At 70.7% G+C, this 25,268-nt stretch carries 24 protein-coding genes; 8 read left to right on the top strand and 16 right to left on the bottom strand.

Annotated elements, in window-relative coordinates; translation table 11 throughout:
* The first annotated feature begins 67 nt into the window (after positions 1 to 67).
* The 7 genes from ABYX71_RS00635 to ABYX71_RS00605 all read left to right on the top strand — a co-directional run bounded on the left by ABYX71_RS00635 (position 68) and on the right by ABYX71_RS00605 (position 5,177).
* Positions 68 to 748 (top strand): ACP phosphodiesterase, encoded by a 681-nt coding sequence (locus tag ABYX71_RS00635; RefSeq protein ID WP_372693873.1) that lies wholly within the window; start codon positions 68 to 70, stop codon positions 746 to 748.
* Between the two features lie 53 nt (positions 749 to 801).
* Positions 802 to 1,398: an O-methyltransferase gene (locus ABYX71_RS00630; RefSeq protein ID WP_372693893.1), complete on the top strand. Its 597-nt coding sequence runs from the start codon at positions 802 to 804 to the stop codon at positions 1,396 to 1,398.
* A 9-nt stretch (positions 1,399 to 1,407) separates the two neighbouring features.
* Complete coding sequence (locus tag ABYX71_RS00625; RefSeq protein ID WP_372693871.1) at positions 1,408 to 2,181, top strand: NRDE family protein; 774 nt, start codon at positions 1,408 to 1,410, stop codon at positions 2,179 to 2,181.
* Entirely contained in the window at positions 2,178 to 2,606 is a 429-nt protein-coding gene (locus tag ABYX71_RS00620; RefSeq protein WP_372693869.1) for a hotdog fold thioesterase, read from the top strand. The genes ABYX71_RS00625 and ABYX71_RS00620 overlap by 4 nt, the downstream gene beginning before the upstream one ends.
* A gap of 45 nt (positions 2,607 to 2,651) precedes the next feature.
* Positions 2,652 to 3,134, top strand: a complete 483-nt coding sequence (locus ABYX71_RS00615; RefSeq protein WP_372693867.1) for a peroxiredoxin — start codon at positions 2,652 to 2,654, stop codon at positions 3,132 to 3,134.
* 122 nt (positions 3,135 to 3,256) lie between these two features.
* Positions 3,257 to 4,411 carry an acyl-CoA dehydrogenase family protein gene (locus tag ABYX71_RS00610; RefSeq protein ID WP_372693865.1) on the top strand — a complete coding sequence of 385 codons (1,155 nt, stop codon included), beginning with the start codon at positions 3,257 to 3,259 and terminating at the stop codon, positions 4,409 to 4,411.
* Positions 4,404 to 5,177, top strand: a complete 774-nt coding sequence (locus tag ABYX71_RS00605) for an enoyl-CoA hydratase/isomerase family protein (RefSeq protein ID WP_372693863.1) — start codon at positions 4,404 to 4,406, stop codon at positions 5,175 to 5,177. Before ABYX71_RS00610 ends, ABYX71_RS00605 begins: the two co-directional genes overlap by 8 nt.
* A 4-nt stretch (positions 5,178 to 5,181) precedes the next feature.
* On the opposite strand, the gene ABYX71_RS00600 is transcribed toward ABYX71_RS00605, so the two are convergent.
* The 9 genes from ABYX71_RS00600 to ABYX71_RS00560 all read right to left on the bottom strand — a co-directional run bounded on the left by ABYX71_RS00600 (position 5,182) and on the right by ABYX71_RS00560 (position 14,354).
* Complete coding sequence (locus ABYX71_RS00600; RefSeq protein ID WP_372693861.1) at positions 5,182 to 5,511, bottom strand: Na+/H+ antiporter subunit G; 330 nt, start codon at positions 5,509 to 5,511, stop codon at positions 5,182 to 5,184.
* Positions 5,508 to 5,777, bottom strand: a complete 270-nt coding sequence (locus ABYX71_RS00595; protein ID WP_372693891.1) for a K+/H+ antiporter subunit F — start codon at positions 5,775 to 5,777, stop codon at positions 5,508 to 5,510. Before ABYX71_RS00595 ends, ABYX71_RS00600 begins: the two co-directional genes overlap by 4 nt.
* A 2-nt stretch (positions 5,778 to 5,779) precedes the next feature.
* Complete coding sequence (locus ABYX71_RS00590; RefSeq protein ID WP_372693859.1) at positions 5,780 to 6,265, bottom strand: Na+/H+ antiporter subunit E; 486 nt, start codon at positions 6,263 to 6,265, stop codon at positions 5,780 to 5,782.
* Positions 6,262 to 7,770 (bottom strand): monovalent cation/H+ antiporter subunit D, encoded by a 1,509-nt coding sequence (locus tag ABYX71_RS00585; RefSeq protein WP_372693857.1) that lies wholly within the window; start codon positions 7,768 to 7,770, stop codon positions 6,262 to 6,264. The genes ABYX71_RS00590 and ABYX71_RS00585 overlap by 4 nt, the downstream gene beginning before the upstream one ends.
* A gap of 25 nt (positions 7,771 to 7,795) precedes the next feature.
* Positions 7,796 to 8,146 carry a Na+/H+ antiporter subunit C gene (locus ABYX71_RS00580; protein ID WP_372693855.1) on the bottom strand — a complete coding sequence of 117 codons (351 nt, stop codon included), beginning with the start codon at positions 8,144 to 8,146 and terminating at the stop codon, positions 7,796 to 7,798.
* Positions 8,146 to 10,911 (bottom strand): monovalent cation/H+ antiporter subunit A, encoded by a 2,766-nt coding sequence (locus tag ABYX71_RS00575; RefSeq protein ID WP_372693889.1) that lies wholly within the window; start codon positions 10,909 to 10,911, stop codon positions 8,146 to 8,148. The genes ABYX71_RS00580 and ABYX71_RS00575 overlap by 1 nt, the downstream gene beginning before the upstream one ends.
* 129 nt (positions 10,912 to 11,040) lie before the next feature.
* Positions 11,041 to 11,952: a DMT family transporter gene (locus ABYX71_RS00570; protein ID WP_372693853.1), complete on the bottom strand. Its 912-nt coding sequence runs from the start codon at positions 11,950 to 11,952 to the stop codon at positions 11,041 to 11,043.
* Complete coding sequence (locus tag ABYX71_RS00565; protein WP_372693851.1) at positions 11,952 to 13,106, bottom strand: acyl-CoA dehydrogenase family protein; 1,155 nt, start codon at positions 13,104 to 13,106, stop codon at positions 11,952 to 11,954. The genes ABYX71_RS00570 and ABYX71_RS00565 overlap by 1 nt, the downstream gene beginning before the upstream one ends.
* 63 nt (positions 13,107 to 13,169) lie before the next feature.
* Positions 13,170 to 14,354 (bottom strand): acyl-CoA dehydrogenase family protein, encoded by a 1,185-nt coding sequence (locus ABYX71_RS00560; RefSeq protein ID WP_372693849.1) that lies wholly within the window; start codon positions 14,352 to 14,354, stop codon positions 13,170 to 13,172.
* A gap of 260 nt (positions 14,355 to 14,614) precedes the next feature.
* Between ABYX71_RS00560 and ABYX71_RS00555 the strand changes: the two genes are divergently transcribed.
* Positions 14,615 to 15,094, top strand: a complete 480-nt coding sequence (locus ABYX71_RS00555; RefSeq protein ID WP_372693847.1) for a peroxiredoxin — start codon at positions 14,615 to 14,617, stop codon at positions 15,092 to 15,094.
* On the opposite strand, the gene ABYX71_RS00550 is transcribed toward ABYX71_RS00555, so the two are convergent.
* The 7 genes from ABYX71_RS00550 to ABYX71_RS00520 form a co-directional block, all read right to left on the bottom strand.
* A complete protein-coding gene (locus ABYX71_RS00550; protein ID WP_372693845.1) occupies positions 15,086 to 15,589 on the bottom strand; it encodes an MAPEG family protein in 504 nt (167 codons plus the stop codon). The two genes, ABYX71_RS00555 and ABYX71_RS00550, sit on opposite strands and share 9 nt — an antisense overlap.
* Before the next feature lie 11 nt (positions 15,590 to 15,600).
* Positions 15,601 to 19,293, bottom strand: a complete 3,693-nt coding sequence (locus ABYX71_RS00545) for a translocation/assembly module TamB domain-containing protein (protein WP_372693843.1) — start codon at positions 19,291 to 19,293, stop codon at positions 15,601 to 15,603.
* Positions 19,290 to 21,026 carry an autotransporter assembly complex family protein gene (locus ABYX71_RS00540; RefSeq protein WP_372693841.1) on the bottom strand — a complete coding sequence of 579 codons (1,737 nt, stop codon included), beginning with the start codon at positions 21,024 to 21,026 and terminating at the stop codon, positions 19,290 to 19,292. Before ABYX71_RS00540 ends, ABYX71_RS00545 begins: the two co-directional genes overlap by 4 nt.
* On the bottom strand, positions 21,023 to 22,273 hold the full coding sequence (locus tag ABYX71_RS00535; RefSeq protein ID WP_372693839.1) for a YihY family inner membrane protein: 1,251 nt from the start codon (positions 22,271 to 22,273) through the stop codon (positions 21,023 to 21,025). Before ABYX71_RS00535 ends, ABYX71_RS00540 begins: the two co-directional genes overlap by 4 nt.
* A 63-nt stretch (positions 22,274 to 22,336) precedes the next feature.
* Entirely contained in the window at positions 22,337 to 23,080 is a 744-nt protein-coding gene (djlA, locus tag ABYX71_RS00530; protein ID WP_372693837.1) for a co-chaperone DjlA, read from the bottom strand.
* A 7-nt stretch (positions 23,081 to 23,087) separates the two neighbouring features.
* The gene (locus ABYX71_RS00525; protein WP_372693835.1) at positions 23,088 to 23,924 is read right to left on the bottom strand and encodes an ion transporter; all 837 of its coding nucleotides are present in this window, start codon (positions 23,922 to 23,924) and stop codon (positions 23,088 to 23,090) included.
* The coding region (locus tag ABYX71_RS00520) for a bifunctional chorismate-binding protein/class IV aminotransferase (protein ID WP_372693833.1) at positions 23,924 to 25,268 on the bottom strand (1,345 nt) is incomplete at its 5' end. The genes ABYX71_RS00520 and ABYX71_RS00525, both read right to left, overlap by 1 nt.

Below are 25,268 nucleotides of genomic sequence, written 5' to 3'. Positions count from 1 at the left end.
CCAGCCAACGAGCCCGCAGTATCGCCCAAACCCATATCGGCAGCGAGTTCCAGGCCGGCTGGCATAATTGGACTCGGATGCGTTTGCCGCCACCGCCGAGGCCCTCCTGAACATCCTGGCCCACGCCCTGCTGGCCGAACAGGCCGGCTGTTCGCTGATCGGCAACCTGCTGGGCGATTTCGTGCGCGGCGCACCGCCGCAACACTATCCGCCCGCCTGGCAGGCGGGTATCCGGCTGCACCGGCGGATCGACGCCTTCGTCGATCGCCACCGCGCCTTCCACAGCAGCCTGCAACGTCTGCCGGCGCCCCAGCGCCGCTGGGGCCGCGTGGCACTCGACGTCTACTACGACCACGTGCTCGCCCGCCGCTGGTCGGACGTCAGCGCCATGCCGCTGGAACAGTTCGCGGCCGGGGTGTACGCGGCACTGGCCCGACACCACCAGGCACTGCCGCCGCGCCTGCAGCGGTTTGCGACCTTCATGGCCGACCAGGACCTGCTCACCGGCTACCGACAACCGTCCGTGATCGAGGACGTGCTCGCCCGCATGGCAGCACGCGCCCGGCAGCCGAACACCCTGGCACAGGCATTCACGCACCTGCGCGCCGTCGACGCCGGCATCGCCGACGACCTGACCCACCTGTTGCCGGACACCCTGGCCTTCGCCCGCCGCGAGACCGGCCGTGGTGAGCCCCGTCCACAGGTACCAGGCACGCCCCACGCGCGTGGCTCAACTGCGGCATCATGACCGGCCGGCCAAGCTCACACGACGCCTTTTGTGGAGATTCCCGCGTGCCGCGCATGATCGACGACCTGGAAGCCTACTTCCGCCGTCAAACCCGACCCCAGCAACCTGAACGGACACAGGTGGCCATCGCCGCCGCCAGCGACGGCATCCCCACCGTCGGCCCGCAGCTGGGAGGCTTGCTGACCCTGCTGGCACGCTTCGGTGGCGTGCGCCGGGCGCTCGACCTGGGCGCGGGCAACGGCTACTCGGCCCTGTACCTGGCCGATGGCATGGACCGCGAGGGCGAGATCGTCGCCCTGGAGCGCGACCCGCGCCGCGCCGTGGCGGCACGCCAGAACCTGGCCGGCTGCCTGCCCCAGGCCAACGTGCTGATCGGTGCCGCCCAGGAAGTGCTGCCCGGCCTGAAGGGAACGTTCGACCTGGTTCTGCTCGACATCGAAAAATCCGACTATCGGTTCGCGCTCGACCATTGCGCGCGCCTGCTGCGTCCCGGCGGCCTGCTGGTGGCCGACAACACCGGCTTTGCCGACGCCGAACCCTTCAACGCCGCGCTGGCCGCCGACAGCCGTTTTCGCAGCATCAACCTGCTGTGTTTGCTGCCCGGCCACCAGCCGGAACGCGACGGCCTGGCGCTGGCCGTGCGCGCCTGAGGCCCGCGCATGTGCCTGCTGGTCCTGGCCTTTCGCCAGTTGCCGGATGAACCTCTGCTGTTGGCCGCCAACCGCGACGAGTTCCATGCCCGTCCAGCAGCGCCGGCCCAGTTCTGGCACGAGGCGCCACGGCTGCTGGCCGGACGCGACTTGGTGGCCGGCGGCACCTGGCTGGGCGTGACGCGTGATGGCCGCTTCGCGGCCGTCACCAACCACCGCGAGGCGTCACACACCGTCGCCCCGCTGACCTCGCGTGGCCACCTGGTGCGCGATTACCTGCTCGGTGGCACCCCGGCCGCCGACTTTCTGCGCGCACTGCACCGTCACGCCGGCGACTACGCCGGCTTCAACCTGTTGCTCGGCGATGCCGGACAGTTGTGGTGGTACAGCAATCGCGGCGGCCCGCCACAACGCCTGGCACCGGGTGTTTATGGCGTATCCAACGCCCTGCTCGACACCCCGTGGCCGAAACTGCAGGCCGCCAAGGCCGCCTTCGGCGCGCTGTGCCGCACGGGCACCGCCAACACCCCGGCCCTGCTCGACCTGCTGCAGGACCGCCGCCCCCATCCGCCGCACGGCGAACCACCGGCCGGCGCCGATGCCGCGCTGGCGCGCGCCGCCAGCGCCATCTACATCGACACCCCGCGCTACGGCACCCGCTGCTCGACGGTCGTTCGCCTGCGCACCGACGGTCGGACCGAATTCGTGGAACGCTGGCACGGTCATGGCGGCGGCCAGGCGGAGTTCCGATTTTTCTCGACAGCACAAGGCAACGACACATGAGCATCTGGCGCTCCGGACTCACCGTGGAGCAGCTGAACGAACCGCGTATCGGCGGCAGCATGGCCTGGCACCTGGGCGTGCGCTTCACCGAAGTGGGACCGGACTACCTCAGGGCCACCATGCCGGTGACCGACCACACCCGCCAGCCTGCCGGCATCCTGCACGGCGGCGCCAACGTGGTCCTGGCCGAGACGATCGGCTCGGTGGCCTCGGCCATGCTGGCCGGGCACGAGCAACTGCGCCACGTCGGCCTCGAGGTGAACGCCAATCACCTGCGCAGCGTGCCCGACGGCACCGTCACCGGCACCGCCCGGCCGATACACACCGGTCGCCGCACGCAGGTCTGGGACATTCGCATCGAGGACGAGGCGGGTAGAATCACCTGCATATCCCGGCTCACAGTGATGACCGTCGGTCAGCGCTGAGGGTCGGGCCTTCGCCTGTTTCCCCCACCACTCGAGGAGCGCTCCATGAGCATCAAAGTTGGCGACAAGATTCCGTCCGTGACCCTGGCGCAGATGACCGCCGAGGGCCCCAAGCCGATTTCCAGCGACGAGGTGTTCGCCGGCAAGAAGGTCGTGCTGTTCGGCGTGCCGGGTGCCTTCACCCCGCTGTGCTCGGGCCAGCACCTGCCCGGCTTCGTGCAACTGGCCGACCAGATCAAGGCCAAGGGCGTGGACCAGATCGTGTGCGTGTCGGTGAACGATGCCTTCGTGATGGGCGCCTGGGCCAAGGATCAGCAGGTCGGCGACAAGGTGCTGCTGCTGGCCGACGGCAACGCCGATTTCGCCAAGGCCCTGGGCCTGGAGCTGGACGCCACCGGCATGGGCATCGGCATCCGCTCGCAGCGCTATGCCCTGGTCGCCGACAACGGCGTGGTCACCCACCTCGGCGTCGAGGAAGGCCGCAACTTCGAGGCCAGCAAGGCCGAGACCATCCTGGCCACGCTGTAAGGCAGGCCGCGCGCCGGCCCGTTGCCGCGGGTCGGCGCCGATACGCGGGGGCGTCGGTGCCCCCGGCGTATCGGCCTCACAACAACTAGAAAACTGCCGCATCGCGGCGCGAGAGGAGAGCCATGGATTTCGGCTTCACCGACGACCAGCTGGCCATCCGCGAGGCGGTTGCCCGCTACGGTGCCGAGCGCCTGACACCGGGTTACATGCGACGCGAGAAGACCGGCTTCGAACCAGGCCTGGTCGAGGAAATGGGCAGCCTCGGCTACATCGCGCCCGAAATGCCGGAACACTTCGGCGGCGCCGGGCTGGACGCCGTCACCGCCGGCCTGATCGTGGAGGAGATCGCCCGCCACGACTTCAACGCCTCCTACGTGCAGCTGATGGGTTCGCTGTGCGCCACCATCGTGGCGCGCCACGCGGCGCCCGACCTGGCGCGCGAGGTGGTGGGACAGATCTGCCGCGGCGAAATCCTGATCGGCCTCGGCCTGACCGAGCCCGGCGGCGGCTCCGATGCCGCCAACCTGAAGCTGCGCGCCACGCGCCGTGGCGACGTGTTCGTGCTCAAGGGCGAGAAGGCGTCCGCCTCGTTCGCCGCGCACATGCACAAGATCGTCGTGTTCGCCCGCACCGGCGCACAGGAAGACCGCGCCCGCGGCATCAGCGCCCTGCTGGTCGACATGGACAGCCCCGGCATCACGCGCCTGCCGTATGACGACCTCGGCACCAAGCCGGTCGGTCGCGGCTCGGTGTTCTTCGACGAAGTCGAGGTGCCGGCCAGCCGCCTGCTGGGCGACGAGCACCGCGGCTTCAGCCAGGTGATGGCGGGCTTCGACTACAGCCGCGGCCTCATCGGCCTGCAGTGCCTGGGGGCCGCCCGCGCCTCGCTGGACGAGACCTGGGCCTACGTGAGCGAGCGCGAGGCCTTCGGCCGGCCCATCGCCAAGTTCCAGGGCGTCACCGAGCCGCTGGCCGAGTATGAAACGCTGCTCGAGGCCTGCCGCCTGCTGTGCTACAAGACGCTGTGGCTGCGCGATCAGGGCCTGCCGCACACGTCCGAGGCGGCCATGGTCAAGTGGTGGGGCCCGAAGCTGGCATACGACATCATCCACCAGTGCCTGATCACCCACGGTCACTATGGCTACAGCACCGACCTGCCGCATCAGCAACGCCTGCGCGACGTGCTCGGCCTGCAGATCGGCGACGGCACGGCGCAGATCCAGAAGATGATCGTCGCGCGCGAGAAGATCGGCCGCATCGCCGTGCCCTATGCCTGAGCCGCTGGCGCTCACCCGGCGCGGCGCCACGGCGGTGCTGGAACTGGCCCGGCCGGACAAGTTCAACTGCCTCAGCGGCGCGCTGCACGCCGCCATCGCGGCAGCACTGGATACCGCCGAGAACGACCCCGCCTGCCGGGCGGTGCTGATCGCTGCCCAGGGCAGGCACTTCTGCACCGGAGCGGACCTCGCCGAAGTGCAGGCGCTGCGTGCCACCGGCCGCTTCGACGCATTCATCGCCCAGGGCCACCGCGTGCTGTGTCGTCTCGAAGCCTCGCCGCTGCCGGTGGTGATGGCCGTGCAGGGACTGTGCCTGGCCGGCGGCCTGGAACTGGCGCTGGCCGGCGACGTGATCCTCGCCGCCGAAGGCGCGAAATTCGGCGACCAGCACGCGCAGTACGGCCTGGTGCCCGGCTGGGGCGGCAGCCAGCGCCTGCCGCGGCGCGTGGGGCTGACCCGCGCGCTGGACCTGATGTTCTCCGCCCGCTGGCTGGCGGCCGCGGAAGCGCGCGACTGGGGCCTGGTGGCGCAGGTGGTTCCGGACGCCGAACTTCGCCAGCAGGCGCTCGCCTACTGCGAGCAGCTGGCCACGCGCAGCCGACCGGGTCTCGCCGCCATGAAGCGCCTGGCACGCCAGGGGGCCGATCTGCCGCTCACCGACGCACTGACGCTCGAACAGCGCCTGGCGCTGGAAGCCATGGCCGGCCCGGATGTGGACGAGGGCCTGGCCGCCTTCGGCGAGCGACGCCCGCCGCGCTTTTCCTGAGCCGTCAGTCGTCGCTGCGCCGCGGCAGCGGCGGTCGGGCCTGCGGGTCCAGATGCAGCGCCGCCTTGACCAGCAGGTGGGCGCTGACCGGCGCGCTGATGAACAGAAACAGCGTGATCAGCAGTTCGTGCACGCTCAGAACCGGTCCTCGCACACTCAGGTACAGCGACGAGGCGATCAGAATGCAGCCGACGCCCAGCGTGGTGGCCTTGGTCGGCCCGTGCAGGCGCTTGTAGAAATCACCCAGGCGCGCCAGACCGAACGAGCCGATCAGCGCAAAGGCACCGCCGGCCAGCAACAGAAAGGCGATCAGCCAATCGAGCAGCGCGGTCATTCCATCACCTCCCGGCGCAGCACGTAGCGCGCCAGCGCCACCGTGCCGACGAAGCCGAGCACGGCGATCACCAGCGCCACCTCGAAATACAACTGGCTGCCGAAGCGGATACCCAGCAGCACCAGCAACGCCAGCGCGTTGATGTACAGCGTGTCCAGCGCCAGGATGCGATCGGGCAACGCCGGGCCGCGCAGCGCCCGCCACAGGTTGAAACCCATGGCCAGCACCAGCATGCCGGTCACCCACGGCAAAACGGCCTGCACCACGTTCACGCGAAGACCTCCATCAGCGGGCGTTCATATCGGGCCTTGATCCCGGCCACCAGAGCGTCGGGATCGTCCACGTTCAGGGCATGCACCAGCAGGTAACGGCGGTCGGCGCTCAGATCCGACGACACGGTGCCCGGCGTCAGCGTGATGATGCCGGCCAGGGTGGCAATGCCCCAGGGATGCTCGATGTCCAGCGGCACCCACACGAAACGCGGTGTCAGCGCATCCTCGGGTCCGAGGATGCGCCGTGCCACCTCGAGGTTGGCCAGCACAATGTCCCCCAGCACCCGCGCCAGCAGGCGCGCCGCCAGCAGCGGCCGGCGCAACCGCACCGGCGCCGGCCGAAAGGGTGCCGCCAGCAACGGCAGCAGCCACGCCAGCAGCGCGCCCAACAGCAGATGCGCCGGCGCCAGGGTGTTGTTCAGCAACAGCCACACCACCAGCAGCGTGGTGCTGAGCAGCGGCTGCGGCAGCCAGCGCCTCATGGTCCGCTCCGCTGCACGGGCACCGCGCCGAGCACCGCCGTCACATACTCCGCCGATGCCAGCAACTGCCCGGCCGTCGCCTGCGTGAAGCGCACCACCGGCGCCGCCGCCAGCGCCAGCAACAGGCAGGACGCCAGCAGCACCGCCGCCGGTGTCAGCGCCAGCGCGCCGTGCCGGCCGCCCGGCAGCGCCGGCGACACCTTCCAGAACAAGCGGCTGCCAGCCCGGCTGAGCGCGATCACCAACGCCAGGCCGGACAACAGCAGCACCGCCCACACGGCGAATCCGCCCGCCTCTCCGGTGGCACTGCGCAGGATCAGCAGCTTGCCGACGAAACCCGAAAACGGCGGCAAACCGGCCAGCGTGGCGCCGGCCAGCAGGAACAATCCACCCAGCAGCACCGGCTGGCGCACCGCCGGCCCCGGCTGCAGGGCGCCACCCAGCGGCCCACGCTGGCGGCCGATCAGTTCCGCCAGCAGGAACAGCGCGGCCACCGCCAACGTGGTCTGCGGCAGGTAGTACAGCGCCGCCGCCAGGGCATCCGGCGCGGACACGCCCATGGCCGCCAGCAGCGTGCCGGCCGACACCAGCGTGAGGTAGCCGGCAAGCCGCGGCAGGGTGGCGGCGCTGAGCGCGCCCAGGCTGGCCAGCAGCACCGTGACCAGACCCAGCGGCAACAGCAGCGGCTGCGCCACGGCCAACCGCTCGCCGACGAAAATCAGCGTGAACACGCGCACGATGGCGTAGAGACCGACCTTGGTCATGATGGCGAACAGCGCCGCCACCGGCGCGCTGGCGGCGGCATAGGTCGTCGGCAGCCACAAACCCAGCGGCAACACCGCCGCCTTAAGCCCAAACACCACCAGCAACAGCAGACCGGCGGCCTGCAACAGCGCCAGGTCGGCATCGGCGGCCTGCGCCACCTTGACCGCCAGGTCGGCCATGTTCAGCGTACCGGTCACCCCGTACAACAGACTCACGCCGAGCAGGAACAGCGCCGAACCGACCAGGTTCAAGGTCACGTAATGCAGGCCGGCGTGCAAGCGTGCCCGACCGCCGCCGTGCAGCAGCAGACCGTAGGAGGCGATCAGCAGCACCTCGAAAAACACGAACAGATTGAACAGGTCGGCCGTCAGGAAGGCCCCGGCCAGGCCCATCAGCTGCATCTGGAACAACGGATGGAAAAACGCCCCGCGCGCCTGCCAGCGCGGTGCCGCCGCCAGCAGGCTGACCAGGGCCAGGCCGGCGGTCAGCAGCAACATCAACGCCGCCAGACGGTCCAGCGCCAGGGCGATGCCGAACGGCGCCTGCCAGTTGCCCAGCAGGTACACGCGCACCGCGCCGTCGGCGGCACCGCCAAGCAGGCCACCGCACACCATCACCAGCGCGGCGGTGGCCGCCAGGTTGACCGGCAGCTGCCAGGCCGGGCGCCAGCGACCGAGCGCCAGCAGCACCACGGCGGTGGCCAGCGGCAGCACGATCGGCGCAATCAGCCAGTGACTCATGACAACAGCACCCCCGACGCCCGCCTCATGGCAGCTGCTCACGGCCGGCATCGACATGATCGTCGCCGGTGGTCCGCCGGGCGGCCACGGCCACCGCCACCAGCAGCGCGGTCATCCCGAAGCTGATGACGATGGCGGTCAACACCAGCGCCTGCGGCAACGGGTCGGCGTACTGCGCCAGCGTGGTCTCGCCCTTGCCGACGATCGGCGCGCGGTTCACCGCCAAGCGGCCCGTGGCAAAAATAAACAGGTTCACGGCATAGGACAGCAACGTCAGCCCCAGGATCACGTCGAAGCTCCGCGGGCGCAGCAACAGGTACACACCGCAGGCCACCAGCACACCCACGCCCAGCGACAACAGCAGTTCAAGCGACATCACACACCGCTCCGTGTCGGTCGACCGGCCAGACTCACCAGCGCCAGCAGCGTGGCGCCCACCACCACCGCGAACACGCCCAGGTCGAAGACCATGGCACTGGCCAGCGGCACCTCGCCGAGCACGGGCACCACCGGATGACCGCTGGCGCTGGTCAGGAACGGATGCCCCAACAGCCAGGCGGCGACGCCGGTCACCAGCGCCAGCGCGAGACCGCCGCCGATCCACTGCTCGAAGCTCTCCGGCAAGCGATCACGTACCCAGGCGCGACCACGGGCCAGGTACTGCACCAGCAGCGCCAATGCCAGCACCAGCCCCGCGATGAACCCACCGCCCGGCAGATTGTGGCCGCGCAGCAACAGATACAGCGCCACCGCCGCCGCCAGCGGCAGCAGCAGCCCGGAAAGCAGCTGCAACAGCAGCGGGTAGCGGTCGGCGGCGAGTCCGGGCTCGACCCGCGCCGGCCAGCGCAATCGCCGCATCACGGCGTGGATGATGAGCGCCGCCAGCCCCAGCACGCCGATCTCGCCCAGCGTATCGAAGCCGCGGAAATCAACGATGATCACGTTGACCGCGTTGTGGCCGCCACCGAGCGGGTAGGCATTGCGCAGGAAATAGTCGGCGATCGACAGGGTCGGTCGGGTCAACACGGCATACAGCATGGCCGCCACGCCACTGCCGAACACCAGCGCCAGCGCGGCGTCGCGCAGGCGCCGTCCGCGCGACTCCACCGGCGCCTCGACCGGCAACCGGCCAAGCGCCAACAACAGCAGGATCATGCTGACCATCTCGACCAGAATCTGCGTCAGGGCAAGATCCAGCGCCGACAGGTAGACGAAGGCCAGCCCGACCACCAGACCGGCGACGCCGAGCACGATCACCGCCGTGACGCGATAGCGATGCAGCGCCGCCGTCGCCACGGCCGCCAGCAGGCCAAGCACCCATACCGACGCCGCCAGCGGTGCCACCGGCTGACCGGCCAGCGGGCCGGCCGACAGTCCCTGGCGCCACATCGGCCAGGCCCCGGCCAGCACCGCCGCCACCAGCAGCCACAGCAGGTACCGACGCTGGCTTCCGTCGTCCAGGGCGCGGGTCACCCGCCCGGAGCCGGCCAGCACCGCATCCAGCATGCGCATGAAGGCGGCCTTGCCACTGTAGGCCGTCAACTCGATGGTGTGCAGGTTCACCCAGCGGTGCATGCCGACGTACAGCGCCACACCACCGACCATCGCCAGCACGCTCATCAGCAGCGGCAGGTTCAGGCCATGCCACACCGCCAGGCTGTAGGCCGGCAGTTCACCCCCCAGCGCGGCACCGGCCGCCAATGCCAGCAGCGGCGCCACCGTCAGTCCCGGCAGCATCCCCACCAGCAGGCACAGCAGCACCAGCAACTCGACCGGCACCTTCATCCAGCGCGGGGGCTCGTGTGGCACCCGCGGCAGATTTTTCGGTTCACCGTTGAAGAACACGTCGTGGATGAAGCGCGCCGAGTAGGCAACGCTGAACAGACCGGCCGCGGTCGCCACCGCCGCCGGCACCCAGCCCAGCCATCCGCGGTCACCGAGCGCCAGCGCCTCGGCGAAAAACATCTCCTTGGACAGGAAGCCATTGAGCAACGGCACGCCGGCCATCGCTGCCGCCGCCGTCATGGCCAGCGTGGCGGTGTACGGCATGTAGCGATACAGGCCATGCAGGCGACGCATGTCGCGGGTGCCGCACTCGTGGTCGATGATGCCGGCGGCCATGAACAGCGACGCCTTGAAGGTGGCGTGGTTGATGATGTGGAACACGCCGGCCACCACCGCCAGCGGCCGATCCAGGCCGAACAGCAGCGTCACCAGCCCCAGGTGGCTGATGGTGGAGTACGCCAGCAGCCCCTTGAGGTCGTGCTGGAACAGGGCCAGCACGGCACCCAGCAACAGCGTGGCGACGCCGGCTGCGCTGACCAGATAGAACCAGGCATCCGAACCACCGAGCGCCGGATAAAGGCGCGCCAGCAGGAACACTCCCGCCTTGACCAGCGTGGCCGAGTGCAGATACGCCGACACCGGCGTCGGCGCCGCCATGGCCTGCGGCAGCCAGAAATGGAACGGAAACTGCGCCGACTTGGTGAAGGCGCCCAGCAACACCAGCACCAGCGCCGGCAGGTAGTAGGGATGGGCATGCAGCGCCGGGCCGGCGGCCAGCACCGCGTCAAGCTCGTAGGAGCCGACCGCCGAGCCGATCAGCACCACACCGGCCAACAGCGCCAGACCGCCACCACCGGTGATGGTCAGCGCCATGCGCGCGCCCTGGCGGGCATCCGCGCGATGCGACCAGAAGCCAATCAGCAGGAACGAGCTGAGCCCGGTCAGCTCCCAGAACACCACCAGCAGGATCAGGTTGTCCGCCAGCACCACACCCTGCATGGCGCCCATGAAGGTCAGCAACAGGCCGTAGAAGCGGGCGATCGGCTCCCCCTCGGCCAGGTAATAGCGCGCATACAGCACGATCACCAGGCCGATGCCCAGCACCAGGCCGGCGAACATCAGCGCCAGGCCGTCCAGCCGGAAGCCGAAGTTCACCCCCAGCGTCGGCAACCACGGCCAGGCCACGCGCACAACGTCGCCGCCGGCCACCGCCGGCACGCTGCAGGCCAGCGCCGCAATGGCCAGCGCCACCACCGCCCCGGCCAGCCAGGCGCAGACGTCGCGCGCGTCATTGCGCTGCCCAAACAACACCGCCGCCCCCAACCAGGGCAGCAGCACGGCTGCCAGAAGGGTCATCGGCATGGTACTGACGGGGGATAGAGGCGGTGCATCGGTGAATTACGTCGAGTGGCGGGCGGACCGTCCGCCACCACGGCGGCGGCTAATCCTACCTTGCCGATCCGGGCATCGCCTACCCGGCCGTCGTCAGGTGCGGCGCAGATACGTCTCGCCAAGCGCCAGCGTGAGCACCGCCCCACCGATCAGCGCCAGGCCGCCGGTATTGGTCCACGACAGCGGCTCGCCCAGCCACCACGCACCGGCCAGCATGCCGACCAGGGGCGTCGCCAGCGAACCGACCGACGTGGTCAGCGCCGGCAGCGCGCGGGTGACCGTGAGCATGGCCCAGAAACAGAAGCCCGTGGCCAGCGGGCCGTTGTAGGCCAGGATGGCGATCGACGCCGGCGTCCAGCTCAAGGTCGCGTCAGGCTCGAACAGCCACACCAACGGCAACAACACCGCCACCGCCACCGCCTGCTGCCAGGGCACCAGCGACAGCGGCGTGCCGACCCAGCGGTGATGACGCACGTGCACGATCTGCACCGCCCACAGCGCCGCGCCGGTCAGCAGCAGGCCGTTGCCGAGCAACACCCGTCGCTCCGACCAGTCGAACCCGAGCGGGTTGAACAGCACCGCCACCCCGGCCAGGCCCAGCGCGAAACCGGCCACCTTGGCGACATCCAGGCGCTCGCGCAGCACCAGTACCGACAGCGGCAGCACCCACAGCGGCGTCGTGTAGGCCAGGATGGCCGCCCGTCCGGAGCCGACATAGAGCAGGCCGAAGAAACCGAGCGCCATGAAACCGCTCATCTGCATGACGCCGACCGACAGCACGATGGGCCAGTCCTGACGCGCCGGCACGCGCAGCTGCCCGGCCAGCGCCGCCACCGCGAACATGGTCAACGCCCCCAGCAGCATGCGCAGCAGGGCGAAGTGCAGCGGCGGAAAGTGGCCCAGGCCCACCTTCATCACCGGCCAGTTGACGCCCCACAGGACGATCACCAGCCCGAACAGGCCGGCGGCGGCCCGTGGACTGACCGCCGGCTGCGTGCCGGCCATCAGGCCGCGGCGGCCTGGAACCGGTCCAGCGGCTGCCCGTTGTCGGCAAACCACACCGGCAGCATCGTCAGGCGCTTGAAGTAATGCGCCACGTCGAGTTCGTCGGTGACACCGATGCCGCCGTGCAGCTGCACCGCCGTCTGCCCGACCAGCCGCCCGGCCTCGGCGCAGACATGACGCGCCGCGGCCACCAGCCGCCGGCGCTCGGCCCCGGCGTCGGCGCCTGTCGCGACGCCGCCGCAGTCGGCCTTCAGCGCCGCCGCCAGCGTGATCGAGCGCGCCTGCTCGGCGGCCATGTACATATCCACCAGCGCGTGCTGCAGCACCTGGAAGTCGCCGATCTTGCGCCCGAACTGCTCGCGTGTACGCAGGTACTCGGCGGTGCGGTCAATCAGCGCCTGCATGCAGCCCAGCGCCTCGGCGCAGCCGGCAACGGCGGCAACGTCCAGCAAGCCGTCGAGCAGCGCGAAGCCGCCGGTCGCCTCGCCGAGCAGCGCCCCCGCATCCAGTTCCACCCGATCCAGCGTGATCTCCGCCGCGCGCAGGCCGTCGACGGTGGCGTAACCGCGACGCGTCACGCCGTAGGCCTTGGCCGGCACCAGGAACAGCCCAATGCCGCCGGGCGCGTCGTGCGCGCCGTGACTGCGGGCGCTGACCACCAGCGTGTCGGCGCTGGCCCCGTGCAGCACCACCGCCTTGTGGCCGGACAGCTGCCAGCCGCCGGTCACCTTCCTCGCCTGCGTCGCCACGTGCAGCGCGCCCGGCCGGCCGCCGGTCTCGGTACTGGCCAGGGCGAGCGTGTGCGTGCCGGCCATCACGCCCGGCAGCACGGCGTCCTTCTGCGCCTGACTGCCGCCGCGCTCCACCGCCAGGCCGCCCAGCACAGTGGCCAGGTACGGCTCCACCACCAGGCCGCGGCCGAACACCTCGAACAGGATGGCCAGATCCGCCAGCGTGCCGCCGAAGCCACCGCTGTCTTCCGCGAACGGCAGCCCGAGCCAGCCCAGCTCGGCAAAGGTCTGCCAGTGCGCCGCACTGAAGCCGGGGTCGGCCGCGATGATCGCGCGGCGCTGTTCGAAGCCGTACTCGCGCTCGACGAAGCGCTCGGCCTGTTCCTTCAGCAGTTGCTGGAATTCCGACAGGGCAAAGTCCATGACTGGGGTTCCGTGTGATGCGCCTGAACGCTCCGTCCCCGGAGTGCCCAGGTCCGCGCCCGTTTACAGGCCAAACACCGCCTTGGCGATGATGTTCTTCTGGATCTCGTTCGAGCCGCCGTAGATGGAGGTCTTGCGGTTGTCGAAGTAGCTCGCCGCCAGCGGCGCCGCATACTCCGGCCCGACCGGTTCCGCCTCCTGCCAGCCGAGCTTGAGCACCGCGGCGTCATACGGCAGCGCGTACGGCCCCACCGCCTGCATCAGCAGTTCCGTGAGCGCCTGCTGAATCTGCGTGCCGCGGACCTTCAGCAGCGACGCCTGCGGCCCCGGCGGGTGCCCGGCGGCCTCCTCCCACAGCGCGCGCAGGTCCGTGTACTCGAGCGCCATCAGGTCGATCTCGAGCGCCGCCAGCCGGTCCGCAAAACGCCGGTCGCACAGCAGCCTGCGCTCGCCGGCGATGCGCTTCAGGCGCCGCAACTGCTGCTTGCTGCGTGCCACACCGGCGATGTTGCTGCGCTCGTGCCCCAGCAGGAACTTGGCGAGCGTCCAGCCCTTGCCCTCGGCGCCCACCCGGCAGTCGACCGGCACGAACACGTCCTCCAGAAACACCTGGTTGACCACGTGCAGGCCGTCGATGGTGACGATCGGCCGTACCGACACGCCGGGACTGGTCATGTCGATCAGCAGAAAGGAGATGCCTTCCTGCTTCTTGCCGCCGCTGGCCGTGCGCACCAGGGCGAACATCCAGTCGGCGTAATGGGCGTAGGTGGTCCACATTTTCGAGCCGCTGACCCGATACCCGCCGTCCACCGGCTCGGCACGCGTGCGCAACGAGGCCAGATCGGACCCCGCCCCCGGCTCCGAGTACCCCTGACACCACCAGTCCTCGGACGACAGGATGCGCGGCAGGAAGCGCTGCTGCTGCTCGGGCGTGCCGAAGGCCATCAGCACCGGCCCCAGCATCTTGAGCCCGAACGGGATGATGCGCGGCGAGTCCGCGGCCGCCAGCTCGTCCTCGAAAATGTAGCGCCGCGTCGCCGACCAGCCGCAGCCGCCGAACTCGCTTGGCCACGACGGCGCCGCCCAGCCCTGCAGGTACAGCAGGCGCTGGAAGCGCACGTAATCGTCCTTGCCCAGCGCCAGCCCGAGCTCCACCTTGCGCCGGATGTCGGCCGGATAATGCTCGGCCAGAAAAGCACGCACCTGGGCGCGAAACGCCTCGTCCTCGGGCGAGAAATCGAGATTCATGCAGCTCCTCCTGCAGACGGAACCGCCGACCGGGGCAAGCCGGCGCACGGGCTGGGATTGTAGTGGCTGCAGGAATGGCACGCGGACGAAGCACATCGGCCGGCGCGCTGGACGGGGCGGCCCGCGCTTCGGCCGGGCTGGCGCCACGCGCGGCGGCGGCACGCCGTCACGGCGGCCCATCGGCTATGCTGGGGCTTCGCGTCGCGGGCGTCACGATCCGCCGGTGGCGCCCTGCCCCAGCCAGCCCCACGGAGGAACTCATGCCCGCCAGCAAAACGCTCACGTTGGGTGACACGGCCCCCGATTTCACGCTACCGACAGCCGACGGGCAGCCGGTGTCGCTGGCCGACTACCGGGGCCATCCGGTCGTTGTGTATTTCTATCCGAAGGACGACACGCCGGGCTGCACCGCCGAAGCCTGCGCCTTTCGCGACCACTACCAGGACTTCACGCAGGCGGGCGCGGAGGTGATCGGCATCAGCTCCGATGACCCGGCGTCACACGCCCGCTTCGCCAACAAGCACCGGCTGCCATTCGTGCTGCTCAGCGACCCGGGCGGCGCGGTGCGCAAGGCCTACGGCGTGCCAGCCACACTTGGCCTGCTGCCGGGGCGCGTCACCTTCGTCCTGGACGGTGAGGCCGCCATCCGGCACATGTTCTCGAGCCAGCTGCGCGCAAGACAGCACGTGGCCGAGGCCATGCGCGTGATCCGTTCGCTGGGCCAGACGGCGTCAGGATGAGCCGATGACCTGCCAGACGGTTGCGCCCAGCATGTAGAAAATGAGCGCGTAGCTGGGCACCGTCACGAAATAGACGCGCCTGGGCTGCATTCGAAAAAGCGCCTTGCCCAAAAGGCGCGGATAGAAAAACCGCAACGCGATGTAGGCCATCCCCAGGACGGTCGCGACGCGCGGCGACACGAACAACGCATACATCCAAAACGCCGTCAGGAACGGCACCATCTGCTCTTGCGTGTTGATGACCGCCCGGTCCGCTGCCAGCATCTGCGGATCCTGTCCGAAATACCGGTCGAACTGCCGGCCGTCGGCGGTGTACTCCTTGAACAGCCGGTATTTGGTCTTTCTCTGCAGACCAACGAGCAGGTAATACCAAAACCCCAGATACGCGACCGTGACCAGCAACGGGCCCGACAGCGGACCGATCTCCACACTCGGCTGCATCTTCTGCTCCCCCTCCGCAACGCTGCCGACACAAACCGGCGCGCGCTTATTCAAGCACCAAATGGTCAGCGCTCGAACTGGTACAGCAGGTCCGCCGTCTGCCTCAGGCCGGACACCACTTCCAGCAACCAGTGTTCGGTCAGCGTGTAGCGCAGGGTGACGGCATCGGTCTGCTCGGCCAGCGCCAGGCCGTAGCCCACGTACAGGCGTGGCGTCAGGTAGCGACCCAGCGCCAGGTTGGCCCCGCCATTGCCGTCGCCCGCCAGCTTGGCTTCGTCAAAGCCAAGCGTTTGCCCCAGCCGCTTGACCAAGCGCCCGCCGCCGCGCAGCCCCACCGACGCGGCGGCCTGCATCAGCAGGTCGCTCTCGCTGCCGCCGGCCTGCTGCAGCGGACGGCCCAGCACCAGGTACGACAGGATATCCGCCTGCGGCATCGCCGGCGTCGAGAACAGTTGCGTGGTCGGCGCCTTGGCCGTGCCGCGCAGACGCACGCCGGCGGTCACGCTGCCAATGGTACGGGCGGCAGTGATGCTCAGCCCCGGGTTATCCGGCGGGCCGCCGGCGTAGCGCAGCTCACCTTCGGTCACGGGCAGGCGCTGGCCGTAAAACGTGTACTGGCCTTCGGCCACCGCCACCTGCCCGCTGACCGCCGCAGTGCCGTCGGGACGCTGCTGCAAGCGCACGGCGCCGCCGAGCTGGCCCTGAAAGCCATAGGCGTCCACGCGCACGTCATCACCCAGTCGTACCCGCACATCGGCGTGTGTCGCCACCGGAGCACCGTCGTCCACCTCACGCCCCCGCACCACGACATCGGGCGAGGCCTGCACCGCCGGGGGCCTGTCCTGCGCGCGGATCAGCGCCTGCGGCACCGTCAACGCGCCGCTCACATCCAGGCGGCCGTCGGCCAGTGCGACGTTCAGGTCGGGACTCACGTGCGCCTGCAGCTGCGCGGTGTCGACGATCTTCACCCGCTCGCCGCTGAGCGTCAGCCTGGCACTCAGGCCATCGGGCCGGCGGGTTCCCTCACCGTCCAGGCGCAAGGTGCCCGTGCCCGAACGCAGGCTGCCGGTCAGGCGCACGGTGTCGCCGCCGTCGCCGCTCACACGGGCCCGCGCCTCGCGCAACTCGATGCCGAGCGCCGGCACGGCGGCACGGCCATCGTGCAGTTCGGCCGTGCCGGCCAGGCGCGGTGCCTGCAGTGTGCCGTCGATCTGCACGCTGGCTTCCACGCGCCCGGCCACGCCTGCCAGTTGCGGCAGCCATGGCTCGAACAGCCCGACGTCCGGCAGCTGCGCCGCCAACGTTCCCTGCAGCGACGCGTCATCGGCGGCCGGCAACGGCGGCAGGCGCAGCGTGGCGGTGAGCAGATCCGCCTGCCCCGGCAGCGCCGACGCCAGCTGCATGTCGAGCCGACCGCCGGCGGCCTCGAAACGGCCATCGATGCGCGCCCCTCCGTGGGAGAAGCGGCGCAGACCGCCGTCCGGCGTCGGCACGCGCAGATCGCCGGCCGGCACGTTCAGGCGCAACTCGCCCAGCAGCGGTCCGGCGTCACGGCGCAGGCGAACCTGCCCATCCAGCTCCCCGTCCACGACCACATCGCTATCGGCCAGCCGCATCAGTGGCGCCAGCGGCAACGCCTCGAGTTCGGCGGCCAGCTCCAGAACGCCGCTGCTGCGCCGACCGGCAGCACACACCCGCGCGACATCGGCCTGCCAGCAGTGCCGGCTCACCGACTGCTGTGCGCGACGCAGCTCCAGTTCCAGCGGCTCGGCGAGCAACCACGCCTGTGGCGGCAGGCCATCCAGACGGCCATCGGTCACCGACCCGCGCCATCCGTCCTCCAGCAACCGGCCCCGTCCATCCAGCGTCAGGCGGTGTCCGTTACGCTCCAGGCGCAGGTTTACGCCATGCGCACCCGCCGCGCCGTCCGCCGCCAGCTGCAACGACAAGCGCCGGTCACCCACGCGCACGCCGTCCGCCGTCAGTGCCAGCGACAGGCGGTCGCGCGGACGATCGAGGTTCAGCCGGACATCGAGCGTGCTGGCGGCCTGATCGCCGTAAGCCAGGTCGCTGCCCTGCACCTGGACCTCGGCCTGCGCCACCGCGGGCCCGCTGATGCGGGCACGCGCCTCCAGACGGCCACGGGCGCCGGGCAACAGCTCGCCGGCGGCCGGCACGTCCAGCACACCGGCCAGCGGCGGGCCGCTTCCCAGCACCGTGCCGGACGCGCGCAGGCTGGCCCGCCCCAGGCGCAGATCGATGTCCGACACGCGGAGCGACGCAGGCTGCCAGGCGATCCGCCCGCCACCGCCAAGCGGCTGGCCGCGCAGCGTGCCACCGAGGTCCTCAATCCGCAGGTCGAGTGCGCCCGCATCCCCGGTGGCCGCCAGGTCGGCGTCCACCCGCCCCGGCCACTGCGGCCACAGCACGCGTGGATCGAAGCGCCTGGCCCTGGCGGTCACCGCATAACGCAGCTCCGGCGCCCAGCGCAACGTACCTTGGCCGGCGAGCTGCCCCCCCAGCAGCTGCGCGGTGAAGGTTTCCAGCCGCGCCTGCGCGGCGTCTCCGTGCGCTTGCATCTCGATTTCGCCGGCCTGCCCCTGCGCCACCAACGCGGCCTGTAGCGTCAGCGCCCAGTCGTCGAGCGTGCCGCTCAACCGGGCACTGCCGCGCGGGGACTCGACCTGCGGCGCCTGCCCACCGAGCGGCCACCGCAGGGCGTGCCACTCGAGCTGCCCCTGCGCGGTGGCGGCCTGCAGGTCCAGCTGACCGGTGACGTCGACGCGCGATGGCTGCGCCCGCGCGGTCGCGGTCACCTCCCACAGCGCGCCCACGCCCTGAGCGGCCAGCCGGCCATGCACACTGCCGGCCGGCGTGTGCTCCAGCCGGTAGTCCAGCGTCAGCGCACGCTCGGCGCCGTGCCCACGGGCGCGCCCGTCCACTGCCACCGGCCAGGGTGGCAGACCCGCCCGCCAGACGGCCAACGGCGCCTGTTCCAGCCACAGGCGTGCCTGCCAGGGCCCGCCGGCCAGTGGCGTCTGGACACTGGCCACCAGCCGCGCCGCCGGTTCCGTGCTGCGCAGTGCCAGTTGCACACTGCGCGAAAGACTGCCGCCGACACTGCCATTCAGGTACAGCGGCGAACCCTCCGGCCGGCGCACCCGGCCCTGCACCCACCCCTCCAGCGCACCGTCGCCGGCAAGGTCGAGGCGCAGCGCGGCATCCACCGCGCCCTGGGGCGCGTGTGCTGAGAGCCGGCCAAGATGCAGCCGGTTGCCATCCAGGCTGCCGCTGAGCCGCAGGCCTTCCAGCCGCAACGCAGCGCCGGTGCCGGGCATCAGCGTCAGGCCGCGCACGACCAGCGCATCCAGCGTGACGCGGACCGGCACGGCCAGCGTTGGCAGTTGCACGGGCTCCGCCGGTGACGCCCCATCGGCGTCCAGTGCCACGTGCAGTTCATCGAGCGTGATGCGGCCAAGCGCTACCTGGCGATGCCACACAGCGCTGTCACCGGGCACCCATTCGAGCGCCTCGGCCCGCGCCCGCCCCCCGGGGAAGCGCAACGCGATCCGCTGCAAGGACAGCCCCTGGCGCAGGTTGCCATGCACCTCGCCAATACTCAGACGTTCTGCGCTCAGCGCCACGGCACCGCGCAGCAACAGCCGCGTCGCGCTGTTGCTGCCAAGCGCCACGTAACCGGCCAGGGCAATCACCGACACCCACAGCAGGATGCTCAGCCCCCTCGCCAGGCACCTCACAGCACCGGCCCCACGGTGATGTGCAGACGCAGCGGCGCGCCCGGCTCGGAAATGGCGCTGGCAAGGTCCACCCGTACCGCCCCGAGCGGTGAACGCCAGCGAAAGCCCACCCCGACACCACGCTCCAGATTCAGTCGCGCGCCATTGAAGGCATTGCCGGTGTCGAAGAACGCCGCCGCGCCGAAATCGCCGGCAAACATCCACTCGTACTCAAGGCTGGCCACCAGCAGGTGTCGGCCACCGACCACGTCGCCCCCGCTGTCCCTGGGCCCCAGCTTCTGATAGTCGAAGCCGCGCACGCTCTGGTCACCGCCGGCGAAAAAGCGCAGCGAGGCCGGCAACTGGCCGAAGCCGTCGACCCACGTGGACCCGAGCTCAAGGCGCCCCAGCAGGCGATGGTCGCGTCCCAGGCCCTGCACGTACCTGGCCCCCGCCCGCGCCTGCACGAACGACAGATCCGACAGCATTCCGTCCAGGGCGCCACGCAGGGCCAGGTCCAGGCGCCAGCCGGCGCGGGGCCACAGCGGGTTGTCGCTGCGCGTGCCCTGCCAGCCGACGGACGGAATCAGCAGCGCGGTGGTGGCCTCGTCGCTGCCGGTATCGAAACGCTCGACCAGGTAGTCCAGGCCCAGGGTGCGTCGCCCGATGCCCCATCGACGCGTCACCGCAGCCTGCACGTTCACGCTATCGGAACGCGCACTGACGGTGTCCTCGCGGCCGACGGCGGCACCGAACGTCAGCTGCTCGGTGCGCGGATCGGCCAACGGAATGCGGTAGCGGGTGCTCAGCTCGCTGTCGCGCGGCGACAGCAACAGCGCGCTGTCCAGATGGTGTCCGAGCCGATTCACGTAACGCCGCTGATGACCGGCACGCAGGCGCGGGCCGCTGTCGGTGGCAAAGCCGACACCGGCACTGTACGCATTGCGCGGGCGCGGGCTCAGCTGCACCGTCACCGGCACCGTGTGCGCCTCGCGGTCACGGCGGGCGGGCAGCACCTCGACACCCGCGAAGTAGCCGCTGTCCGCCAACGCGCCCTGGTACTCCAGGAGCCGCGCCACGCTGTACGGCTCGCCCGGCTGTGGCGCGCCGTAGCGACGCAGCAGCGACGGCTCGATCACCGTCTCCTCCAGCGACACTTCACCGAAGCGATAGCGGGCGCCGCTGTCCAGTGTCAGCGTGATGTCGGCCGTGTAGGCATCCAGATCCACGTCCACCCGGTGCGTCGTGAAGGCGACGTCCAGATAGCCGTACTCGCGCAAGACGTCCAGCAGCGCCCGCTTGCCGCTCTCGTAGCGGGCATGCCGCAACCGGCTGCCGGTCTTCAGCGGGAACGCCGGCAGCGCTGCCTGCAGCGCCGCGTCGTTACCGGCCGGGCCGGTGAGGGTCAAATCCAGCGCGGTCACGCGCAAGGGCTCGCCGCGGGTGACCCGGTAGTGCGCCTGCCAGCCGCCGGGCCCACCGGACAGGCTCGCGTCGACCTCGGCCCGGTAATAGCCGCTCGCCTCGAGCGCGCCGCGGATCTGCCCTGGAGCCGCGTTGTGGGCACGGCGAATGCGCGCCGCCGACACCCGCTCGCGCTGCGCCTCGGCACCAATGTCGAGGGTCGCCAGCACGCTCTCGGACAAGGCCGGCGACAACCCCTCGAGCGTCACCTGCACGGTGGCCGCACGCGCCACCGGCAACACGCACACGAGCGACAGGCACACAGCCAGCCGACCGACGATTCGCCTCATGAAATGGGCGTACCGCTGGGCTGCGTGGACGGCGACTCGGCATCGACCGCCGTCAGCGGCGGACGCTCGATCAGATCGGCATGCAGCAGGGCCTCCACCGGCACGCCGGCACGGGCGGCGGCGGCGCGGTCCAGCAACAGGTTGTCCACCAGCGGCGCCAGCGTCACCGCCTGCGGATCCACCAGCAGGGCCCAGCGCGTGCGCCCACGCCCGGTGGGACTCACCTGCCCCACCCAGCCAATGTCCTCCAGCGCCAGCAGGGCCCGCTCCAGACGCTGCGGGTCGGCACCCAGCGCGCGCACCAGGGTGGCCATGTCCAGCCCGCACGGCGGCTCCTGGCGGCTGGCCGCCAGGTGCTGCACCGCCTGCCAGGCCAGCAGGAACTCACCACCGGCCGGCGCCGCCGGCGCGAACACGCCGGCGCGCAGTGCCGGCAGCCAGGCCGACACGATGGCCCCGCCCAGCACCACCAGCCAGCTCCAGTACATCCAGATCAGGGCCAGCGGCAGCGTCGCGAAGGTACCGTACACCGCCGCGTAGGTCGGCAACCGGCCGATGTACCAGGCAAACACCCGGCTGGCCAGGCTGAAGGCGATCGCCGCCAGCACGCCACCGACCAGCGCGTCGCGCCACAGCACCTCGGTGTTGGGCACCACCCGGTACACCACCGCCAGCACCCCGCCCATCACCAGCCAGGACACCAGCGTGCCGGCGGCCGCCGTACCGCCGGGAATCGCCCCCAGCCAGCCGGAAGACAACGCCGCCGCCAGCGACAGCTGGCCGATCGCGAACGTCATCAGCAGCGGCCCGGCGGTCAGCCAGGCCCAGAACAGGATCACCCGCTGCCACAGCGGACGCGGGCGCGGCGTGCGCCAGATGCGGTTCAGTGACCGGTCGACCGTCAACAGCAGCATGGTGGCCGTCACCAGCAGGCCAATCACGCCGGCGGCGCCCAGGCCGGCGGCCTTCTCGGCGAACTGGTTCACGTAACCGAACACCGTCTCGGCGATGTTCGGCGGTAGCAGCGCCTGGGCGAACCAGTCCTGCATGCGCCCGCGCAGGTCGTCGAAGGCGGGGAAGGCCGTGAACAGCGCCAGCATCACCGCCAGCAACGGCACCAGCGAGATGACGGTGGTGAACGTGAGACTGGCCGCGGTCTGGGTGATGCGCTCCTGCGCCAGGCGGCGGCCGATGAACCGCATGCCGGTCAGAAGCGCCTCGAAACGGGATTGTGCGCTGGCAAGCATCCGCTCACCCTACCCGATTCGGCTGACCGACAGCCACCGCGACAGCCGCGGGCGCGTCGCCCATCAGAATCCGCGCGCCTCGCGGATCCGCTGGTAGGCCGCGTTGATCGCTTGTGCGCGGGCCGTGGCGTCGGTGTCGGAGCCGGCCTTGTCCGGGTGGTGGCGACTCATCAGGCGGCGGTAGGCGCGCTTGATGGCGGCCGGCTCCGCACCCGCCGGCACACCCAGCAATGCATAGTCCTGCTGCAACGACGGCACGGCCGGCCGCCGACGCTGCCCGGCCCCGCCGGCGCCGGCCTGGCCGAGCACCGCTTCCAGCAAAGCGGCCGGGAGACCCAGTTGCGACAGCACGGCCACCACCGCCTGACGCGAGGCCGGTGCCAGACGGCCATCCGCCATCGCCACCGCCGCCAGCATCTCCAGCAACAGACGCATCGCACGCGGATCAGCGCGTCCCTGACGCCGGAAACGCTGCACCGCCTCGGCCACCGGGAACCCCGGCTGCTTGCCGGCGTTGAAGCCCTCCATGGCCCGTCGCCGCTCCACGGCGCTGAGCCCCAGGCGCCGCATCCACGCCTCCGCGGCGGCGATCTCCGGCTCGCTGACCCGGCCGTCGGCCTTGGCGACGTGCCCCATCAGGGCGAAACCGACGTCGACCAGCACCTCCCGCGGCCGGCGCGCGCGATCGCTGCCGGCGGTGCGGGCCCGATCCACGCTGTGGCCGGCCACCACCCCGAACAGGGCCCCCACCGGTCCCCCCATGAACAGGCCGGCGGCGCCGCCGATCAACTTGCCCCAGTACGCCATGCGGTCGTCAGTCGGTCGCGGCCACGCGCGGCGGCAAATCGGCGCCGCAGAACTTGCAGTGACGGGCGTCTTTGTCGTGGCCCTCGCGCATGCAGTGTCCGCACACACGGGTGGTGATGCTGTCGGCATCGCGTACCCGCGACATTTCCACCGTCACGATGCCGGTCGGCACCGCAATGATGCCGTAGCCCATGATCATCACCAGGCTGGCCAGCAGACGGCCGGGGACGCTGGCCGGCGCGATGTCGCCGTAGCCGACGGTGGTGAGCGTCACGATGGCCCAGTAGATGCTGGTCGGGATGCTGGTGAAGCCACGCTCGGGGCCCTCGATCAGGTACATCAGGGCCCCGAAGATGATCACCAGCGTCAGAACCGTATACAGGAACACGCCGATCTTCGGCAGGCTGGCACGCAGCGCCTGACGCAGGACCATGGCCTCGCGCAGGTAGCGGCTGAGCTTGAGCACGCGGAACACGCGCAGCATGCGCAGCGCCCGCACCACCAGCAGGGTCTGGCTGCCCGCAATGAACAGGCTCAGATACGTCGGCACGATGGCCAGCAGGTCGACCACGCCGAAAAAGCTGCGCGCGTAGCGCAACGGCCGCGGCGCACTCAGCAGACGCAGCGCGTACTCGACCGTGAACAGCGCCGTGAACACCCACTCGGCACCGTACAGCCAGCCGCCGAAGGCGTTGTGAACGACCGCCACGCTGTCGAGCAGCACCAATGCAATGCTCAGCAAAATGGACCACAGCAGCACCACATCGAACAGCTTGCCGGCCGGCGTGTCGGCCTCGAAGATCACCTGGTACACCTGCGCCCGCCATCCGGCTTCGGCGGCCATCACCTCACCTCCCGATCGATCAGCCGCGCCGCCAGCCAGCCGCGCAACGAATTGAACACCGCCAACGCCTGCACCCGGTCGAGCTGCCCGCGCGTCAGCACAGCCTCGTGCAGGCGGCCCGCAGCCAGCAGCGCCGCCCGATAGGTGCCGGGCAGCAGCCCGCAGCGCACCGGCGGTGTGTACCACACCCCGTCGCGCAGGAAAGCCAGGTTGGCGACCGTGGTCTCGGTGAGCTCACCGCGGCGGTTCCACAGCACCACGTCGTCCACGTCCGGCCGCTGGGCACGCGCCCGATCGTAAACCGCGCGGCGGGTGGTCTTGTGATAGAGCAGACTGTCGCGGCTGTCTACCGGGTGCCTCGCCAGGGCCAGCGTCCACGCGCGCGGCCCGGGCCACGGAAGCGGCGTGGCGGTCACGTCAACGTTGCCATTCGCCTGCGCCACCAACCGCACGCGCTGCACCGCCGGCGCAAACCCGGCCGCCGCCCGCGCCAATGCCTGGCGGGCGGCATCCGGCGCCAGGCCGATGCCGGCCCAGCGGGCCGAGTCGTAGAGCCGGCGCAGGTGCTCGTCGAGCAGGAAGTACCCGTCCGCCGGCGACCAGCGCAGCGTCTCGATGAGTCCGAACGGCGCCGGCGGCCGGCGCAGCTGGCGCGCCTTGAGCCGGCACTCGCGGGCCTCGGCGGCGGGCCGCGAGTCCCACACGATGCCGCTGCCGGTGCCGTACTCGGCGGCGCCGTCGGCGCGCCGCCACAGCAACGTGCGGATGGCCACGTTGAACTGCGCGCTACCGTCCGGCGCGGCATAGCCGACGCTGCCGCAGTACACCCGCCGCGGCGAGCGCTCCAGCGCGGCGATCTCGCGCATCGCCTGCACCTTCGGCGCGCCGGTCACCGAGGCGGCCGGGAACAGGGCACCGAACAGCGCCGCCAGGTCGGCGTCACTGTGCGCCTGCACGCGGCTGATCATCTGCCACACGTCGGCGAAGCGCTGCAGCTCGAACAGGCGCGGCACGGTGACCGAACCCGGCCGGGCAATACGGCCAAGGTCGTTGCGCACCATGTCGGTGATCATCAGGTTCTCGGCCCGCTCCTTGGCCGACTGACGCAATGCCCGCGCCAGGCGCCGGTCCTCGGCCAGGCTGCGGCCGCGACGCATGGTGCCCTTCATCGGCCGGCATTCCACCACCGAGCCACGACGGGCGAACAGCAGTTCCGGCGAGGCACTGGCGATCACGTGGCTGCCGATGTCCACGTAGGCGGCATACGGCGCCGCCGCGGCCGCCGCAGCAAACCACGGCCACGGCGCCGGCAACGCCGCCGCCCGCAGGCGCTGGGTGTAGTTG

Origin of the sequence: Immundisolibacter sp. (assembly GCF_041625615.1) — a bacterium.
Lineage (GTDB): Bacteria > Pseudomonadota > Gammaproteobacteria > Immundisolibacterales > Immundisolibacteraceae > Immundisolibacter.
The sequence above is the reverse complement of the archived record's forward strand: the minus strand, read 5'-3'. Positions and strand labels throughout refer to the sequence as shown.

Excerpts from the sequence above, each read along its gene's own strand:
- ABYX71_RS00630 (WP_372693893.1), top strand. The coding sequence starts at position 802 with ATGATCGACGACCTGGAAGCCTACTTCCGCCGTCAAACCCGACCCCAG.
- ABYX71_RS00625 (WP_372693871.1), top strand. The coding sequence starts at position 1,408 with ATGTGCCTGCTGGTCCTGGCCTTTCGCCAGTTGCCGGATGAACCTCTG.
- ABYX71_RS00620 (WP_372693869.1), top strand. The coding sequence starts at position 2,178 with ATGAGCATCTGGCGCTCCGGACTCACCGTGGAGCAGCTGAACGAACCG.
- ABYX71_RS00615 (WP_372693867.1), top strand. The coding sequence starts at position 2,652 with ATGAGCATCAAAGTTGGCGACAAGATTCCGTCCGTGACCCTGGCGCAG.
- ABYX71_RS00610 (WP_372693865.1), top strand. The coding sequence starts at position 3,257 with ATGGATTTCGGCTTCACCGACGACCAGCTGGCCATCCGCGAGGCGGTT.
- ABYX71_RS00605 (WP_372693863.1), top strand. The coding sequence starts at position 4,404 with ATGCCTGAGCCGCTGGCGCTCACCCGGCGCGGCGCCACGGCGGTGCTG.
- ABYX71_RS00600 (WP_372693861.1), bottom strand. The coding sequence starts at position 5,511 with ATGACCGCGCTGCTCGATTGGCTGATCGCCTTTCTGTTGCTGGCCGGC.
- ABYX71_RS00590 (WP_372693859.1), bottom strand. The coding sequence starts at position 6,265 with ATGAGGCGCTGGCTGCCGCAGCCGCTGCTCAGCACCACGCTGCTGGTG.
- ABYX71_RS00585 (WP_372693857.1), bottom strand. The coding sequence starts at position 7,770 with ATGAGTCACTGGCTGATTGCGCCGATCGTGCTGCCGCTGGCCACCGCC.
- ABYX71_RS00580 (WP_372693855.1), bottom strand. The coding sequence starts at position 8,146 with ATGTCGCTTGAACTGCTGTTGTCGCTGGGCGTGGGTGTGCTGGTGGCC.
- ABYX71_RS00575 (WP_372693889.1), bottom strand. The coding sequence starts at position 10,911 with ATGACCCTTCTGGCAGCCGTGCTGCTGCCCTGGTTGGGGGCGGCGGTG.
- ABYX71_RS00570 (WP_372693853.1), bottom strand. The coding sequence starts at position 11,952 with ATGGCCGGCACGCAGCCGGCGGTCAGTCCACGGGCCGCCGCCGGCCTG.
- ABYX71_RS00565 (WP_372693851.1), bottom strand. The coding sequence starts at position 13,106 with ATGGACTTTGCCCTGTCGGAATTCCAGCAACTGCTGAAGGAACAGGCC.
- ABYX71_RS00560 (WP_372693849.1), bottom strand. The coding sequence starts at position 14,354 with ATGAATCTCGATTTCTCGCCCGAGGACGAGGCGTTTCGCGCCCAGGTG.
- ABYX71_RS00555 (WP_372693847.1), top strand. The coding sequence starts at position 14,615 with ATGCCCGCCAGCAAAACGCTCACGTTGGGTGACACGGCCCCCGATTTC.
- ABYX71_RS00540 (WP_372693841.1), bottom strand. The coding sequence starts at position 21,026 with ATGAGGCGAATCGTCGGTCGGCTGGCTGTGTGCCTGTCGCTCGTGTGC.
- ABYX71_RS00535 (WP_372693839.1), bottom strand. The coding sequence starts at position 22,273 with ATGCTTGCCAGCGCACAATCCCGTTTCGAGGCGCTTCTGACCGGCATG.
- djlA (WP_372693837.1), bottom strand. The coding sequence starts at position 23,080 with ATGGCGTACTGGGGCAAGTTGATCGGCGGCGCCGCCGGCCTGTTCATG.
- ABYX71_RS00525 (WP_372693835.1), bottom strand. The coding sequence starts at position 23,924 with ATGGCCGCCGAAGCCGGATGGCGGGCGCAGGTGTACCAGGTGATCTTC.